Origin of the sequence: Archangium gephyra, assembly GCF_049060025.1 — a bacterium.
Taxonomy (GTDB): domain Bacteria; phylum Myxococcota; class Myxococcia; order Myxococcales; family Myxococcaceae; genus Archangium; species Archangium gephyra_A.
On the sequence record NZ_JBMEQQ010000002.1, the window covers coordinates 5,709,103 to 5,724,999 of the forward strand.

Genomic DNA, 15,897 nt, shown 5'->3' on the forward strand with positions numbered 1-15,897 from the left:
CACGGGTGCGTCCTGTGCTAGACACCTGCCCCCAGGGGGCCGGCGGGACTGGCCGGCCCCGCTCATCCCGAATCGAGGGGGAAACACCATGGCAGGCAATCTGAAGAAGCTGGCGATGTGCGCGGTGGTGGCGTTCAGCGGCGTGGCGATGGCTCAGGACGAGTCGGCCGCCCCGGCGCAGGAGCCCGTGAAGGCCCCGTCCGCCGACGCGGTGAAGACCACGTGGGAGTACTTCTACAAGGGCCAGGGCCAGGGCCCCGTGCTCGTGGACGCCAAGCTGTGCACCGAGGTGGCCAAGGACGGCCCCAACAAGTTCGAGTGCATCGCCGAGGCCAGCGCCGATGGCGTCAAGGCCGGCACCAACGTGATGCTGTGGCAGTCCTACCTGGTTCCCCAGGGTGACAGCATCGAGGACCTGATGGTCCAGGTGAAGCAGGGCAACGTGGTGCGCGAGACCAAGGACGTGAAGATCAAGGGCGAGGGCTGGCGCTCCCGTCAGTGGACCGGCGTGCGCATGAACAAGGCCGGTGACTGGACCGTCACCATCATGCGGGGCGATCAGGAAGCTCAAGAGCATCAAGGTGAAGGTGCTCTGAGTCTCGCCGACACACCTTCACGAGAAGCCGGCCTTACCTGTGGGATAAGGCTCGTCGCCCCGTCCCTCTCCCAAAGGGAGAGGGATTCTCGCGACAATCACTTTCCAGGAATTCGACTTCGCTACCAGGGCCGTGGTACACGCGGGCCGCCTTCAGGCGTGCTCTCCGGCCCTGAAGGGCGAGGCTGTGCTGAAGCGTCGGCGTGCGGATGTCCGCCCGCAGGCGGCCAACCCCTCGACACCCCCTCTTCTTCCCGGCGAGCGGAGGCCGAGAGCGCCGCCCGCCACAGATGATGAGCTTTTGAGGAGTTGAACCCCATGAACCCCACTTCACGCATGGACGCTCTCCGCGCGAGCGTCACCGGAACCGCCGTCAGGGTCCTCGGACTCCTGGCCGTGCTGGCCTCCGGCACCGCCCGCGCCAGCGAGGCGGACCTCGTCCTCCCGGACTTCACCCAGGTCTCCTTCATCGGGGACCTCAACGGCCGTGCCCTGCTGATGGCGGGCATCGTCGTCTCCCTCTTCGGCCTCGCCTTCGGCTTCATGCAGTATTCGTCGCTGCGCAACCTGCCGGTCCACAAGTCGATGCTCGAGATCTCCGAGCTCATCTACGAGACCTGCAAGACGTACCTCATCACCCAGGGCAAGTTCATCCTCATCCTCCAGGTGCTCATCGGCGCCGTGATGGTGGTGTACTTCGGCTTCCTGCGGCACATGGAGGCCGTCAAGGTCATCACCATCCTGGTGTTCAGCCTCGTCGGCATCGCCGGCAGCTACGGCGTGGCCTGGTTCGGCATCCGGGTGAACACCTTCGCCAACAGCCGCACCGCCTTCGCGTCGCTGCGCGGCAAGCCCTACCCCACCTACTCCATCCCCCTGCAGGCCGGTATGTCCATCGGCATGGTGCTCATCTCCACCGAGCTCCTGCTGATGCTCATCATCCTCCTGTTCGTGCCGCGCGACTTCGCCGGCCCCTGCTTCATCGGCTTCGCCATCGGTGAGTCGCTGGGCGCCTCGGTGCTCCGCATCGCCGGCGGTATCTTCACGAAGATCGCCGACATCGGCTCGGACCTGATGAAGATCGTCTTCAAGATCAAGGAAGACGACGCGCGCAACCCCGGCGTGATCGCCGACTGCACCGGTGACAACGCCGGTGACTCGGTGGGCCCCTCGGCCGACGGCTTCGAGACCTACGGCGTGACGGGCGTGGCGCTCATCACCTTCATCCTCCTCGCCGTTCCGCCCGAGTTCCAGGTCCAGCTCCTCGTCTGGATCTTCATGATGCGCATCGTGATGGTGCTGGCCTCGCTCGGCTCCTACGGCCTCAACGGCATCATCCAGGGCGGCAAGTACAAGACCGCGGACCACATGAACTTCGAGCACCCGCTCACGTTCCTGGTGTGGCTGACGTCCATCGTGTCCGTGGCGCTGACGTTCCTGGTGTCCTACCTGCTCATCCCCAACCTGGCCAATGACAGCACGCTGTGGTGGAAGATGTCGGCCATCATCACCTGCGGCACGCTGGCCGGCGCCATCATCCCCGAGGCCATCAAGGTCTTCACCTCCACCGAGAGCCGCCACGTGCGCGAGGTCGTCACGGCCTCCCGCGAGGGTGGTGCGTCGCTCAACGTCATCTCGGGCCTGGTGGCCGGTAACTTCTCGGCCTACTGGATGGGCATCATCATCGCGGCGCTGATGGGTGGGGCCTACTTCTTCAGCCTCGACATCCCCAACACGCTGATGATCGCCCCGGCGGTGTTCGCCTTCGGTCTGGTGGCCTTCGGCTTCCTGGGCATGGGCCCGGTCACCATCGCGGTGGACTCGTACGGCCCGGTGACGGACAACGCGCAGAGCGTGTACGAGCTGTCCCTCATCGAGAACGTCCCCAACGTGAAGGAGGAGGTCCAGAAGGACTTCGGCTTCACCCCGGACTTCGAGAAGGGCAAGCAGTACCTCGAGGAGAACGACGGCGCGGGCAACACCTTCAAGGCCACCGCCAAGCCGGTGCTCATCGGCACCGCCGTGGTGGGCGCCACCACGATGATCTTCTCCATCATCGTCATCCTGGTGGGCATCACCGTGGGGGCCGACGGCTTCCGCTCGCTCAATGCCGCCAACGCCGCCAACCTGTCGCTGCTGCACGCCCCGTTCCTGCTCGGCCTGGTGACGGGCGGCGCCATCATCTACTGGTTCTCCGGCGCGTCGATGCAGGCCGTGTCCACGGGCGCCTACCGCGCGGTGGAGTTCATCAAGGCCAACATCAAGCTGGAGGGCGTGGAGAAGGCGAGCGTGGAGGACTCCAAGCGCGTGGTGGAGATCTGCACCCAGTACGCGCAGAAGGGCATGCTCAACATCTTCCTGGGTGTGTTCTTCAGCACCCTGGCCTTCGCCTTCCTCGAGCCGTACTTCTTCGTGGGCTACCTCATCTCCATCGCCATCTTCGGCCTCTACCAGGCCGTCTTCATGGCGAACGCCGGCGGCGCGTGGGACAACGCCAAGAAGCTGGTGGAGACGGAGCTGAAGGCCAAGGGCACGGACCTGCACGCGGCCACGGTCGTGGGCGACACGGTGGGCGATCCGTTCAAGGACACCTCGTCCGTGGCGCTCAACCCGGTCATCAAGTTCACCACCCTCTTCGGCCTGCTCGCCGTGGAGCTGGCGGTGGAGCTGGCCGCGTCCGGCCAGCGCACCCTCACCACGGTGCTCGCGGGCGCCTTCTTCGTCGCCTCGATGGTGTTCGTGTACCGCTCCTTCTACGGCATGCGCATCGAGACCCCGATGGCCGCCATCGCCGGTGACAGCAAGCCGGGCGTGAAGCCGGCCTAGTCACCCTCGGGCCCCACGGCCTGAAGTGACACGAGCGGCGGGGAGCCCCGGCTTCCCGCCGCTTCGCTTTTGCGGGCCGCCTGGGCGAGCCTTCAACGGATGCGGAACGCGGGCGGATCGATACGGGTGGAGCGGCACTCGGGGCAGGAGCCGGGCCGCGTCAGGCGCTTGCGCTCCTTGAAGACGAAGCCGCAGGCGAGACACTCGGAGGGAATCACCTCCAGCGCGGCGCCCCCGGCCCGCAGGGACTTCTCCAGGTGCTCCAGGTGCCCGGCCACGTCCTTCTCGGAGATGCCCACGAGCGCGGAGAGCTCCTTCGCGGTGAGGCCCGTCTCCGGCGCCGAGGACAGCTCGGCCTCCAGTGCGCCGCGCACCGTGGCGGCCCGGGGTTGGGGAACAGGGCTGGGACTCATCGGCGACGACCTCCCATCTCGAAGGTAGTCACGCCCGGCCGCCGAGGCGTTCAGCGGTTCATGCCTGCTCGGACAGCGCGGGGCGAGTCCCTTCCTGAAACGGTCCTAGGTGTCCCATACTGGGTCGGTTATAGCCCCGGGACAACCATGACTCCTCGCTACGCAGCCGACTACCGAACCCTTCTCTGGTGCCTCTTCATGCCAGTGGTAGCGCTGGCACAGTACGCCAGGCCCGAGCTCATCCCGTACCTCAGCCCGCTCGGCTGCTATCTGGCCCTTGCCGCCGGCGTCATCGCGCACAACCACAACCACTGCCCCACCTTCAAGAACCGGCGGATGAACTCGCTGATGGGCCTGTGGATCTCCCACTTCTACGGCTACCCCACCTTCGCCTGGGTGCCCACGCACAACCTCAACCACCACAAGCTGGTGAACAAGGCCGGCGACGCCACCATCACCTGGCGCTACACCAACAAGAACAACTGGCTGGTGGCCTTCACGTATTTCTTCGTCTCGTCCTATTGGCAGAGCGATCCCATCAAGCAGTACATCGCCAAGGCGCGCCGCTCCAACCCGGTGCTCTTCCGGCAGATCATCCTGCAGTACGTGGTGTGGGCGGGCGCGCATCTGGCGCTGCTGGGCGTGGCCATCGCGATGCACGGGCTGGGCGCCGGCATCAAGGTGTGGACGTTCGCCTTCCTCATCCCGGCGCTCTTCGCGCTGTGGACCATCATGTTCTTCAACTACATCCAGCACGTCCACACGGACCCCTGGAGCGAGCACGACCACTCGCGCAGCTTCGACGGCAAGCTCATCAACTTCCTGCTCTTCAACAACGGCCTGCACACCGCCCACCACGAGATGGCCGGCGCGCACTGGAGCACGCTGCCCGAGCTGCACGCGAAGATTGCCCCGAACATCCACCCGGAGCTGGTGCAGCGCAGCTTCTTCGGCTGGTGCATCCGCAACTACCTGCTGGCGCCCTTCTTCCCCAGCCTCGGCACGAAGCAGATCGGCCGCGCGCCCTTCGATCCGCCCACCGGTGAGTCCGTGCAGCTCACCTCCGAGGACGTGGACGCCCTGGAGTCGGGCATCAACGCTGCTCGAACCTGAACACTTGGGGAGGGCCCCCACTCGACATTTCGGAATAGAGGGATTACGCCTTGAGCCCCGGCTCAAGTCAGAGCCGAAAAGGCGGCATGTTCCGCCTTGTAACGAAAGAAGAACGGTTCATGGCAACTGGCACTGTCAAGTGGTTCAACGACGCGAAGGGCTTTGGGTTCATCACGCAGGACGGCGGTGGTGAGGACGTGTTCTGCCACCACACGGCCATCAACATGGATGGCTTCCGCACCCTGGCCGAGGGCCAGCGCGTGGAGTTCGAAGTGACCAAGGGCCCCAAGGGCCTGCAGGCGCAGAACGTTCGCGCCGCCAGCTAGTCCGTCAACCCGGACGAGTCCTGGAGCCTGACCTCTTCCCGGGGTCGGGCTCTTTCTTTTGGGTGGCCATGCCTACCTGCGGACCTCGGGAGGAACCTGTTCCAACCAGCCGACCTCCAGCGAAGCCCACAACCCCAGCAACACCGCCTCCGCGGCGTCATGCCGGAGCGACGTGGGCCGGGGAGCACCGGACCACTCAATCACCCGGCGCGCGAGCCCATCGGCGGCCTCCTTCGCCAGCCCGCCGGAGCGCTGCTCGCGGGCGTACAGGAGCCGGGCGCGCCAGTCCTGGGCGGACACGCGGAGCACGGGGAGCGCGCGCCGCAACGCCTCGCGCTCCCACACCTCGGCGATGGGTCCTCCCCCCTCCAACACCAACCACGCGAGCGGCCCGGCCGAGTGCAGCACGGAGGGCACGGCGCGCTTGAGGCGGGACTGGCTGCCGAAGTTCTGCGAGCGGTACCAGCGCAGCCGCCCGTCGGGGCCATACAGGGCCAGCCCGGAGCGCAACCCGAGGTCCACCGCGAGGAGCGCGGGCCCCTCGGGTGCGCCGGGGCTCACTCCCCCTCCGTCCAGGCGACGCGGAAGGTGACGCTCTCGGCGGTGAAGTCGAGCACGTCCACGCGCACGCCCGCATCCCCAGGCCGGGCGGCGCGCAGCGTCTCGAGCATGGCGCCCTGGACGACATAGCGGGTGGGCCCGGGCTCGTTCACCCACAGCTCCACCACGTTGGCCGCGATGTCCGAGTGGCGGACCTCGGTGTAGTTGTTGCCCGAGCGGAAGTTCTGCTCGGCGCGGGCGACGAGCCGCTGCGGGCCGAGCAACTGGAGGACACGGAACATCAGCCGCCCGGTGAAGGTCTCCCGGTAGCCCTCCACCATCCGCGCGCCCAGGCACTGGTAGGCCACGGACTGGAGCTCGTGGGGGTAGAGCGCCTCGGCGGCGATGGCCACGCACCGGGCCCAGGTGTCGAAGGGGTAGGCCGGCAGCAGCTTGCCATCCAGGTCCAGCCCGGACTGGCGCAGCCGCTGCTTCACCGCCGGTGAAATACGCCTGGCGAGGCCCCGCACGAAGAGCCCCTCAACGGTATGTTCGTAGACGAGCCGCTCCGGCATGCCGGAGATTCTAGCGCGGACAGGAGAGACACTTCATGGGACTGCAAAAAGAGCTGGCGACGCTGGCCATGCGCGCCACCCCCCTGCCGGGTGGAGGGGACAACTTCATGGCCGCCGCCAACATCCCCACGCCGGTGCCTTTGCTGCCGGGCTCCATCGGAGCGGTGGCGCACGAGCCCTTCATGGCTCGCGAGACGCGGCGCTCCTTCGACCTGCTGGTGGCGTTCACCATCGGGGACTTCGCGGACTCGACGGGGTGCTCCGAGTACTACAACCCGCACAGCCCCTGGTACAACGTGTTCTACGGTGCCTATGGGCTGCGCTCGTACGAGCCGGACGGGAGCGCCTGGGGCTTCCACACGGACGGCACCCCCAACATCCCCGAGATGCTCCAGGTGCCGGAGCTCGACTACAACTGGCTCACTGCGGGCGCGCTCGGGTGCCCGCCGCCGCGCATGTGCTTCCGCACCGAGGAAGTGAAGGCGGGCCGGCACCGCTCCTGGCACGTGCTGGACGTGGCGGCCACCATCCCCAGCGGACTGCACTACCTGCGGGACGCCGTGTCGCCGGACCTGCGCTACTACGCCGTCTTCGGCCTGCCCGGCAGCGAGTTCATGGCCGGCGGACGCCAGAGTTACGAGCCGGTGAGGATGCGCGGGCGGATGCTCTACAAGCAGGTGGGGTCCAACCTCACGCTCGCCTGGGGCGGGCTGTGCCCGGACACGTCCGAGGGCCAGAGGCTGCTCTCGAACGTGCTGGACGCGATGGATACGCTCTACCCAGGGTGAGCGGCCATTTCCCCTCTCCTCTCGGGAGAGGGACGGGGTGAGGGTTTCGGGTGAACCCGGGTTGAACCCTCTGCCCACAGCGCGGTCCACGGGTTGAAGAACGGGCCCGGGCACCCTCACCCTGACCCTCTCCCGGGGGGAGAGGGAAGGTTTCTCAGGAAGGTTTCTCAGCTCAGGGCCTGGGCTGCTCCGCCTCGTCGACCGAGGCGGCGATGCGGCCCGCGGCACCGGCCAGCTCCACGCGGCGGATTTCCAGCGTGGCCCGGGCCTGGGCCGCGGCGCTGGCGGCGAGGAAACGCCGCGTGTCCGCGTCCGACATCTCCAGGCTCGTGGACATGCCCGCCCGGAAGGCCGCCGCCACCTGCTTCTGCACCCGGGCCGCGAGCTGCGCCTGGGACTCGGCCTGGGCCAGCGCGGCCTCGGCGGCCTGGATGTTGGCCTTGGCCGCCACCCAGTTGGCATGCGCCCTGGCGCGCGCCGACGCGTACTGCGCCTTCGCCTGCGCCAGCCGCGCCCGGTCCTCGGCCAGCGCCGCGTAGCGCTGCCCCCGGTCGTACAGCGGCATCGAGGCCGCGACGGACACCTCGTAGGTGGTGTTCTGCCCGGTGAAGCCCGCGTTGGAGTTGTAGAGGCCGCGGGCCTGGGCCACCACGCTCGGCAGCCACGAGAAGAGATCGTACGTCACCTTGCCCTCGTTGGCCTTCACCGCCAGCGAGGCCGAGCGCACCGCGTACGTGTCCTCCCAGGGGCTCTGGTCCTCGGAGGGGATGAGCCACCGGGGGCCGCCGGAGGACTCGAGCAGGGCGGGCTGCACCGGCTCGCCCACCAGTGCACCCAGGAGCGCCAGCAACTGCGCGTACTGGCCGGAGAGCTGCGCGAGCTGCACGCGGGCCTGGGCCGTCTCCGACTGGGCGCGCAACAGCGCCGCCTCCACCGTCATTCCCGCGCCGAGCTGCGCCTTCGCCTCGCCCTCGCGCTGGAGGGCCACCGACTCGGCCTCCCGCGCCGCGTCCATCATCTGATGGATGCCCTGCAGCCCCAGGAAGGTGCGCGCCACCGCCAGCAACACCTGCTCACGGGCCTCCAGGGCGCCCAGCTCCGCGGCCTCCGCGCCCGCCTTCGCCGGGCCGAGCAGGAAGACACCCGCAGGAGTGAAGAGGGGCTGGGAGATCTGCGCCGACGCGTACTGCGAATTCCTCGCCGTGATGACGACGGGCTCCGGGACGAGCTGCGGGTTGACCGGCATGAGCTGGAACACGCCGGCCACCAACCCGACGAAGCCGCCGAGGTCGAGCTGGGCCTCGGCGCTGGAGTGGACGTACTGGGCGCCGAGCGTCACCTCGGGCTGCCAGGCCGTCCAGGCGCGGCGGACTCCGGCGGCGGCCACGGCGGCCTGGGCGCGGGCGGCGGCCACGTCCGGGCTCTGCGTCGCGGCCAGGGAGAGCACCTCCCGCAGCGTCACCGTGCGCAGCGTGCCGGGAGCGGGAGCCCCCACCGGCTCGGGCCGGGCGGCGGGCTCCACGGCGCGCGGGGCGTCCGCGGCCGTCTGGGCGAGCGCGCCGAGCGGAGAGAGAGCGGCGAGGAGGACGAGCGAGAGGGGGCGCCGGGCGGACCCGGCAGCGATTCGGATGAACATAGGCAAGGGCAAGCGAAGGAGGATGGGGAGAGGGGCAGCGCCCGCGGCCACTCAGGCGGCGCGCTGCTCCTGGGACTCCGGGACGGGGATGGGCAGGCCCTCGTCCTTCTTCTGGGGGCGCTTGGAGAAGCCGATGCGCTCCATGGCCGCGAACACCACCGGCACCACCAGCAGCGTGAGGAAGGTGGAGGTGATGACGCCGCCGATGACGGCGATGGCCATGGGCGCGCGGAACTCGGAGCCCACGCCCTTGCCGATGGCCGTGGGCACCATGCCGATGGCCATGGCGGCGCTCGTCATGAGGATGGGACGCAGCCGGCGCGGGCCCGCCTTCATGAGCGCCTCGTCCACCGTGGCGCCCTCGCGCAGGTACTGCAGCGCGCCGTCCACCAGGAGAATGGCGTTCTTCGTCACCAGGCCCATCAACAGGATGATGCCGATCATCGCGCCCATGGACACGTGGTAGCCGCCGAAGACGAGGCCCAGCAGCGCGCCCACGAGCGCCAGCGGCAGCGACACCATGATGGTGAAGGGGTGCTTGAGCGACTCGAACTGGCTGGCGAGCACCATGTAGATGAAGACGAAGGCCAGCAGGAACGCGGTGCTGAAGGCGTCGTTCTGCTCGGTCATCATCTTGATCTGCCCGTCGTAGATGAGCGAGTAGCCCGGGGCCAGCGGCTTCTCGGCGATCTTCTCCTTGAGCTTCGCCGCCACGTCACCCAGGGGGGCGCCGTTGAGCTGGGAGTAGACGGCGAGCTGCCGCTGACGGTTCTCGTGCTCGATGACACTCGGTCCGTCGCGCAGCTCCACCTTCGCCACGTCCGTCACCGGGACGAGCCCCTTGGGCGTGGCGAGCATGATCTGCCGCACGCGCTCGGGGGTGGCGCGGTCGCGCTCGCTCAGCCGCACGCGGATGTCCGTCTCGTCGACGCCCTCGCGCAGCTTGGCGGCCACGTCACCGCCGATGGCCATGCGCATCTGCAGGGCGATGGCCGCGGCGCTCACGCCCAGGTCCTTGGCGCGCGCCCGGTCCACCTCGATGGCCAGCTCCGGCTTGGGCGGGTTGTAGTCCACGCGCACGTCCGCCGTGCCCGGGATGTCCCGGAGAATCTGGGCGATGCGCTCGGACTCCTCGTGGATCTTCCCCAGGTCCGGGCCGGTGACACGAATCATGATGGGATAGAAGTCGCCACCCAGGCCGTCGATGATGGGCAGGTCCTGCAGGTTGACGCGGGTGGCGGGCAGCGCCGGAGTGAGGAGCCCGCGCGCCTCTTCCTTGATGGCCTGGATGCCCCGCGTACGCGACTGCTTGTTCGTGGTGATGACCCGGAGGCGCGCCTTGTTCACATCGCCGTTGTCTCCGACGATGGCGTAGACGTCCGTCACCTCGGGGATGCCCTTGAGGATCTCCTCGGCCTGCGCCACGCGCTTGCCCGTCTGTTCCAGGCTGGAGGCATCCGGCAGGATGAGCTGCACGATGAACTGCGAGCGGTCCTCGGCGGAGAGGAACTCCATGCCCAGGCGGCTGGCGGCGCCGAAGGACACCACCATCACCAGCACGGTGATGCCCGTGGTGAGCCACTTGTGGTCCAGCACCCAGCGCAGGATGTTCGCGTAGACGCGCTCGCTGCCATCCAGGAAGCGGCGGATGGCGCTGGCCACCGCGTTCTCCTGGTGGTGCTCGCCCGCCTGCCGCTGCTTCGCCAGCCGTGCGGACAGCATCGGGTCCAACGTGAAGGAGATGAAGAGCGAGATGAGCACCGCCACCGAGATGGTGATGCCGAACTGCTGGAGGAACTGGCCCACCATGCCCGGCATGAAGGCCACCGGGATGAACACCGCCACCAGGGCGAACGTGGTGGCGAGCACCGCCAGGCCCACGTCCTTGGTGCCGTTGGAGGCCGCGCTCACCGGATCCTCCCCCTTCTCCAGGCGGTGGGTGATGGCCTCGCGCACCACCACCGCGTCGTCGATGAGCAGACCGATGGCCAGCGACAGCGCCAGCAGCGTCATCTGGTTGAGCGAGTAGTTCAGCACGTACATCACGAAGAACGTGCCGATGACGGACGTGGGCAGCGCCAGCGAGGAGATGAAGGTGCCGCGCGGGTCCAACAGGAACATCAGGATGATGAGCACCGCCATCGCGCCGCCGAACAGCAGGGCGACCCACACCTCGTGGGCGTTCTCGCGGATGTCCACCGACTGATCGATGAGCAGCCGCGTCTGGAAGCCATGGCCCAGGGTGGGCACCAGCTTGTCCATCGCCATCTTCACCGCGTCGCTCACCGCCACGGTGTTGGAGCCGGGCTGCTTGATGACCTCGAGGATGACGGCGTCATTGCCGTTGAGGCGCGCCGTGGTGCGACGCTCGGCCGCGCCGTCCGTGATGGTGGCGATCTCCTCCAGCCGCACCTGGGCGCCCGTGCGGCTCTGCGCCACCGGGAGCTGGCGCAGCTCGTCCACGCTCTTGAACTGTCCCAGCGAGCGCACCGTCAGCTCGGTGGGCCCGAGCTGCAACCGGCCCGCCGGCAGATCCAGGTTCTCCGAGCCGATGCGCTGGGCGATGTCCATCGCGGACACCCCCACCGCGCGCGCCTTGTCCAGGTCCACGTCCACCTGGATTTCGCGCACGTCACCACCGTTGATGCGCACGTCCGCCACGCCCTCGAGCTGCGCCAGCGACGGCTTGAGCTGGTCCTCGATGATCTTGCGCACCCTGCGCGAGTCCACCTCGGCGCTCGCCGCGTAGGTGAGAACGGGCACCGCGGAGATGTCCACGCGGCCCACCACCGGAACATCCGCTTCCTGCGGCAGCTTGTTGGTGATGCCCGAGACCTTGTCGCGCACCTCCTGCACCGACCGGTCCAGGTTCGCCGACAGCTTGAACTGGACGATGACCGTGCCCACGTTCTCGCGGCTGAAGGAGTGGATTTTATCCACCCCGCTGATGCCGGCGACGGCATCCTCGATGGGCTTGATGACCTGGGTTTCGATCTCACCCGGGCCCGCGCCCTTGTAGATGGTGTTGACCACCACCACCGGGATGGAGATGTCCGGGAAGAGATCGGTCCCCAGCCGCGTGTACCCCATCACTCCGAGGACGATGAGGCAGAGGGACATCATGGCCGTGAAGATCGGCCGGCGAATGGAGACGTCGCTGAGGAGCATGGGAGGGGACGCCCTGGAATCGTGCGGCGGGGATTACTTCACGGAGACGCGCGTGCCCTCGGAGAGGGACGCCGTGGGGTACTCGACGACCTTGTCCAACGGAGCGGCGGCCTTCACCACCACCTCGCGCATGCCGCGCTCGATGACCTGCACGTCCACGCGGCGCACCTCGTTGGAGGCGCCCACCACGTAGACATGGTCACCACCCGAGGAGGACAGCGCCGAGGTGGGCAGCGCCTGCGCCTCCTGCTCGTCGCTCAGCGGGAGGATGACGCGCGCCAGGGTGTTGGCCACGAAGCGGCCATCCTTGTTGGGCACCAGGATGTCCACCGGGATGCGGCGGGTGGCCGCGTCCGCCGAGGCGATGACGGTGCGGATGACAGCCTCGTCCGTGGACGCGCCGCCACCGATGACCTCCACGCGCACCTTCGTGCCCGGCTTGAGGCGCGCACGGACGGAATCCGTCACCGTCGTCTTCAGCAGCAGGGTGCCCAGGTTCTCCACCGAGAACATCGGCACGCCCGGGCCTACGATGGCGCCCACCTGCTCGGGCGCGTCCACGACGGTGCCGGAGAAGGGCGCCTTCAGGTCGTGCTTGCGCCGCCCCGCCTGCGCCTGCGCGAGCTGCGCCTTCGCGGCGAGCAACTGCGCCTCGGCCTGCTTCGCCTGGGTGCTGGAGGTGAGGTTCTGCAGGTCGCTCACGTTGCCCTGCTCCTGCAGCTTCGCGTTGCGGCCGGCCACGTCGGTGGCCATGGCGGCGCTCACCTCGGCGGCGGCCACCGAGGCCTGGGCCTGCGCGAGCTGCGCGTCGGAAATCTCCGCGTTGAGCTGCGCCAGCACCTGGCCCTCCTGCACCGTCTGGCCCTTCTTCACGCGCACCTTGTCCAGGCGGCCGCCCACCTCGAAGCCCACCTGCAGGGCCTGGGCGGGGAAGAGCGTGCCCGTCACCTCCTCGCGCAGCGACGTCTTCACCGCGCGCGGGGTGAGCACCGTCACCGAGGGAAGCTCCGGCGTGGAGCCCTTGGTGGCGGCGGGGGCCGGAGCCGCGTCGGCCTTGCAGCCCGAGAGGGGAAGCGCGGTGGCCGCCATGCCCACGGCGGCAAGCCCGGCGACAAGCTGCGTCCTGGAGAGTTTCACGGTCATGACCTCGAGGTGCTGCGGGTACGAGAGAGCGCGCGGGCCTGGGGCTTGCGCGGGGAAGTCTTCTTCGGCTTCGACGCGGACGCGGCCCGCGGCGTGGAGCCCGGGGGCAGGCTGCCCTCGCGGATGAGCCGGTGGATGGAGCGGGCCCACCCGGCCAGGTCCGGCTTCTGCTCCATCTGGCTCATCTGCTGCGCCAGCAGCAGGTACGTGCCGACGATGAGCGAGCCGATGACGGTGGCCGGTACGTCCGCGCGGCTCACGCAATCCGCCTGCAGGCGCTCGAACTCCCGCGTCACCCGCGATACCTCGCGGTCCACCATGCCCCACATCAGCGACTCGAACTCGGTGCCCTGACTGCCGCGCATGAGCACGTGCACCACATCGCGGTAGGCCCACATCAACTCCAGCGTGCCCAGGTCCGCCTCGGTGTTCATCTCCACCATCAGCTCGTAGCGCTCGGAGCGCTCGGCCACGTCGCGCGCCTCCAGCGGGCCGTGCTCGGCGAAGAAGCGCTCCATCTCCTGGATGCGCCGCTCGATGAGCAGGTTCATCGCGGAGGTGAACTCGCCCACCACCTCGCCGAAGAGGGCCTCCTTGGAGGCGGCGTGCAGGTAGAAGGCGCCCTTGGAGAGGCCGCAGGCCGCGGTGATGTCCTCGATGCGTGCCCCGCGCAGCCCCTTCTTCACGAACTCCGCGCGCGCGGCGGCGATGAGGGCTGCTCGGGCATGTGGATCCGCGGGACGGGCCATGACGGCCGCATGACTAACCCGCCGGTCAGAAACTCCGCCAGGGGGTTACTGAATCACGGGTCAGAAACACACCAGTGAAACTTATTGGTCTCTGAAGATTCACTTACCAGGAGTTCAGCCTCGGAGTCCCTCGGCGAAGGGGCGGCTGAAGGTGGAAGGCGTGGCCGCGCGCGCCTGCTGCAAGGATGCGAGCTGACGCGGGACGAACGCCCGCGTCGGCACCTGAAGGGCGCCCCGGCTGCGCAGTGTCAGTTCCAGGGCCAGGGCGTGGCGGCGCCGCATGGGAGCATTGGCGAGCGCGTCGAGCAGCACCTGCGGCGTGAAGGGCTGGCCCGCGAGGTAGCGCGCCCGCGCGTCCATTCGGCGGCGGGCCTCCATCCACCACGAGGCCACGGCCTCCGCCCGGGGCAGCGGCAGCGCGTCCTCGGGCCGGGGTACGAGGTCGGCGTCGAGATCCTCCCGCTCCAGGGGAACGGGCTGCTCCGCCTCCGGCTCCTGGCTCTCGGCGGCATACTTCCCTTCGATGGGCAGCCCGGTGATGGCGCTGAAAGCCTCGCCCGCCAGCGCGGCGCTGGGCTCCTGCCGCATCCACTCGAGACAGGCCTCGGCGGCGGCGACACTGCCGGAGAAGCCGAGCGCCCACAGCACGTCCGGACGGAGAGACTCGTCGGAGAGCAGCTCCAGCAGCCCCTTCGTATCCCGCTCATCGCCGCCCATGGCCAGCAACAACAGAGGCAACCGAGCGCTGGGGGTGCGTGACTCGACCACGGCCTGACAGGCGGCCCAGGCGCTGCGGTGGCCCCCCTGTAGTCCAGCCACAATGGCGGCATCACGCAGCATGGGCTCGGCCGAGCCGAGCGCGCGCTGGAGCCCCCCCGGGTCCAGCGGCAGGCGCATGCGCCCGGCGGCGCGCAGGGCAGCGGCGGCCACCTGGGGAGCCGGGTGGGAGAAGAAAGGCGTGCACAAGGGTGCCGTGGCCAGGCCGTGCGAGCCCAGCGTGTCGAGCACCAGGACGAGGAGCTCCGGGAGGGCCTCCTCCTTCTTCAGCAGGGACACGAGCTCCGCGGGGATGACCGGAGGGGCGGCCAGCTCGAACGCACGCCGGAGGGCACCGAGCGATGGAGGCTCGGCCTGGGAGAGCGCGGCGAGCACCGCGGCGGGGCCAGAGGGCTGCTCACCACCGAGGAGCGCCAGGGCCGCGACGACAACGCGCTCGGCCTCATCCGCCGCCAGCGCCGGCTCCAGCAGGCGCCGGGCCACGCGCTCGCCCCCCAGCACCAGGCCGTCCAGATGCGCGGCCACGTGCTCCTCCTGCTCAGCCACCTCCGCCAACACGTAGTCGGGAGCATCCAGCGCCCTCTCCCATTGGCTGAAGCGGAAGGCGGCCTCGTCGAGATGCTCCTCGTAGACGCCCCAAAGCAGCGGCCGCTCGGTATTCACGGGGTCTCCGGGCATGCGCGCCTAGACATCATGATCGCAGACGAGGCACTTGGGCTTGCCTGGACCTTCGCCCATGGCAACGACGGGCCCCTGGATGACGGGAAAGGGAGGCGTGTTCTTGTCGTTGTGCAGCATGAGGTCCATGGCACGCGCCACGTTCTTGCCCTCGAACTTCACGTCGAAGGAGAAGTTGACGAACTCGGCCTTGCCCTTCGTCTTGCTCGAGGCCACACCGCCGCCAGCGGTGCCCGCCTCGTCCCCCGTGCTGGTGCTGAAGTTGGAGTCCTTCACGCAGACCGGGTTGCCTCCCACCGACACCTTCTTGGTGCCCTTGGCGGTGTCCGAGGACTTCGCCACGTTGGGGTACGGAATGGGGACGGGACCGCCGGGACTGGGCGTCTTGCACACGTCCGGAAAGGCGACGGTGGTGCCGCCGCTGTCCTTGGTCACCACGGACATCTTGTTGACACCGGTGTTGACAGCCATGCAATCCACCTCCGGGGCATGAGCCTACCGCATCGAGGCCCGGCAGGGGAGAAGCACCCTCCGCGGGTTGACCCGTCAGCAAATGGGTCGCTAGCGTTC

At 68.7% G+C, this 15,897-nt stretch carries 14 protein-coding genes; 5 read left to right on the forward strand and 9 right to left on the reverse strand.

The window, feature by feature from the left end; genetic code table 11:
• Positions 1–88: 88 nt before the first annotated feature.
• Positions 89–889, forward strand: a complete 801-nt coding sequence (locus ACN28I_RS24710; protein WP_420944397.1) for a hypothetical protein — start codon at positions 89–91, stop codon at positions 887–889.
• 24 nt (positions 890–913) lie between these two features.
• The gene (locus ACN28I_RS24715) at positions 914–3,421 is read left to right on the forward strand and encodes a sodium-translocating pyrophosphatase (protein ID WP_420944398.1); all 2,508 of its coding nucleotides are present in this window, start codon (positions 914–916) and stop codon (positions 3,419–3,421) included.
• Positions 3,422–3,513: 92 nt separating this feature from the next.
• Here ACN28I_RS24715 and ACN28I_RS24720 read toward each other — a convergent pair whose 3' ends face one another.
• Positions 3,514–3,834, reverse strand: a complete 321-nt coding sequence (locus ACN28I_RS24720; RefSeq protein WP_420944399.1) for a transcriptional regulator — start codon at positions 3,832–3,834, stop codon at positions 3,514–3,516.
• Positions 3,835–4,032: 198 nt separating this feature from the next.
• Between ACN28I_RS24720 and ACN28I_RS24725 the strand changes: the two genes are divergently transcribed.
• Positions 4,033–4,947, forward strand: a complete 915-nt coding sequence (locus ACN28I_RS24725) for a fatty acid desaturase (protein ID WP_420944400.1) — start codon at positions 4,033–4,035, stop codon at positions 4,945–4,947.
• Positions 4,948–5,066: 119 nt separating this feature from the next.
• Positions 5,067–5,273 (forward strand): cold-shock protein, encoded by a 207-nt coding sequence (locus ACN28I_RS24730; RefSeq protein ID WP_047854950.1) that lies wholly within the window; start codon positions 5,067–5,069, stop codon positions 5,271–5,273.
• Positions 5,274–5,345: 72 nt separating this feature from the next.
• On the opposite strand, the gene ACN28I_RS24735 is transcribed toward ACN28I_RS24730, so the two are convergent.
• Together ACN28I_RS24735 and ACN28I_RS24740 are read right to left on the reverse strand one after the other, a co-directional pair.
• Positions 5,346–5,834: a hypothetical protein gene (locus tag ACN28I_RS24735; protein WP_420944401.1), complete on the reverse strand. Its 489-nt coding sequence runs from the start codon at positions 5,832–5,834 to the stop codon at positions 5,346–5,348.
• Positions 5,831–6,388 carry a DUF2378 family protein gene (locus ACN28I_RS24740; RefSeq protein ID WP_420944402.1) on the reverse strand — a complete coding sequence of 186 codons (558 nt, stop codon included), beginning with the start codon at positions 6,386–6,388 and terminating at the stop codon, positions 5,831–5,833. Before ACN28I_RS24740 ends, ACN28I_RS24735 begins: the two co-directional genes overlap by 4 nt.
• Positions 6,389–6,423: 35 nt before the next feature.
• On the opposite strand from ACN28I_RS24740, the gene ACN28I_RS24745 reads away from it, so the two are divergent.
• Complete coding sequence (locus ACN28I_RS24745; protein WP_420944403.1) at positions 6,424–7,176, forward strand: hypothetical protein; 753 nt, start codon at positions 6,424–6,426, stop codon at positions 7,174–7,176.
• A gap of 172 nt (positions 7,177–7,348) precedes the next feature.
• On the opposite strand, the gene ACN28I_RS24750 is transcribed toward ACN28I_RS24745, so the two are convergent.
• The 6 genes from ACN28I_RS24750 to ACN28I_RS24775 all read right to left on the reverse strand — a co-directional run bounded on the left by ACN28I_RS24750 (position 7,349) and on the right by ACN28I_RS24775 (position 15,798).
• A complete protein-coding gene (locus ACN28I_RS24750) occupies positions 7,349–8,812 on the reverse strand; it encodes a TolC family protein (protein ID WP_420944404.1) in 1,464 nt (487 codons plus the stop codon).
• Between the two features lie 51 nt (positions 8,813–8,863).
• A complete protein-coding gene (locus ACN28I_RS24755) occupies positions 8,864–11,980 on the reverse strand; it encodes an efflux RND transporter permease subunit (RefSeq protein ID WP_420944405.1) in 3,117 nt (1,038 codons plus the stop codon).
• A 33-nt stretch (positions 11,981–12,013) separates the two neighbouring features.
• Positions 12,014–13,123: an efflux RND transporter periplasmic adaptor subunit gene (locus ACN28I_RS24760; RefSeq protein WP_420944406.1), complete on the reverse strand. Its 1,110-nt coding sequence runs from the start codon at positions 13,121–13,123 to the stop codon at positions 12,014–12,016.
• A complete protein-coding gene (locus tag ACN28I_RS24765) occupies positions 13,120–13,872 on the reverse strand; it encodes a TetR/AcrR family transcriptional regulator (RefSeq protein ID WP_420944407.1) in 753 nt (250 codons plus the stop codon). Before ACN28I_RS24765 ends, ACN28I_RS24760 begins: the two co-directional genes overlap by 4 nt.
• A gap of 114 nt (positions 13,873–13,986) precedes the next feature.
• Complete coding sequence (locus tag ACN28I_RS24770; RefSeq protein ID WP_420944408.1) at positions 13,987–15,312, reverse strand: TIGR02270 family protein; 1,326 nt, start codon at positions 15,310–15,312, stop codon at positions 13,987–13,989.
• 21 nt (positions 15,313–15,333) lie between these two features.
• Positions 15,334–15,798: a DUF4150 domain-containing protein gene (locus ACN28I_RS24775; RefSeq protein WP_420944409.1), complete on the reverse strand. Its 465-nt coding sequence runs from the start codon at positions 15,796–15,798 to the stop codon at positions 15,334–15,336.
• Positions 15,799–15,897: the final 99 nt, after the last annotated feature.

Excerpts from the sequence above, each read along its gene's own strand:
- ACN28I_RS24710 (WP_420944397.1), top strand. The coding sequence starts at position 89 with ATGGCAGGCAATCTGAAGAAGCTGGCGATGTGCGCGGTGGTGGCGTTC.
- ACN28I_RS24755 (WP_420944405.1), bottom strand. The coding sequence starts at position 11,980 with ATGCTCCTCAGCGACGTCTCCATTCGCCGGCCGATCTTCACGGCCATG.
- ACN28I_RS24760 (WP_420944406.1), bottom strand. The coding sequence starts at position 13,123 with ATGACCGTGAAACTCTCCAGGACGCAGCTTGTCGCCGGGCTTGCCGCC.
- ACN28I_RS24765 (WP_420944407.1), bottom strand. The coding sequence starts at position 13,872 with ATGGCCCGTCCCGCGGATCCACATGCCCGAGCAGCCCTCATCGCCGCC.
- ACN28I_RS24775 (WP_420944409.1), bottom strand. The coding sequence starts at position 15,798 with ATGGCTGTCAACACCGGTGTCAACAAGATGTCCGTGGTGACCAAGGAC.
- ACN28I_RS24715 (WP_420944398.1), top strand. The coding sequence starts at position 914 with ATGAACCCCACTTCACGCATGGACGCTCTCCGCGCGAGCGTCACCGGA.
- ACN28I_RS24725 (WP_420944400.1), top strand. The coding sequence starts at position 4,033 with ATGCCAGTGGTAGCGCTGGCACAGTACGCCAGGCCCGAGCTCATCCCG.
- ACN28I_RS24740 (WP_420944402.1), bottom strand. The coding sequence starts at position 6,388 with ATGCCGGAGCGGCTCGTCTACGAACATACCGTTGAGGGGCTCTTCGTG.
- ACN28I_RS24745 (WP_420944403.1), top strand. The coding sequence starts at position 6,424 with ATGGGACTGCAAAAAGAGCTGGCGACGCTGGCCATGCGCGCCACCCCC.
- ACN28I_RS24720 (WP_420944399.1), bottom strand. The coding sequence starts at position 3,834 with ATGAGTCCCAGCCCTGTTCCCCAACCCCGGGCCGCCACGGTGCGCGGC.
- ACN28I_RS24750 (WP_420944404.1), bottom strand. The coding sequence starts at position 8,812 with ATGTTCATCCGAATCGCTGCCGGGTCCGCCCGGCGCCCCCTCTCGCTC.
- ACN28I_RS24730 (WP_047854950.1), top strand. The coding sequence starts at position 5,067 with ATGGCAACTGGCACTGTCAAGTGGTTCAACGACGCGAAGGGCTTTGGG.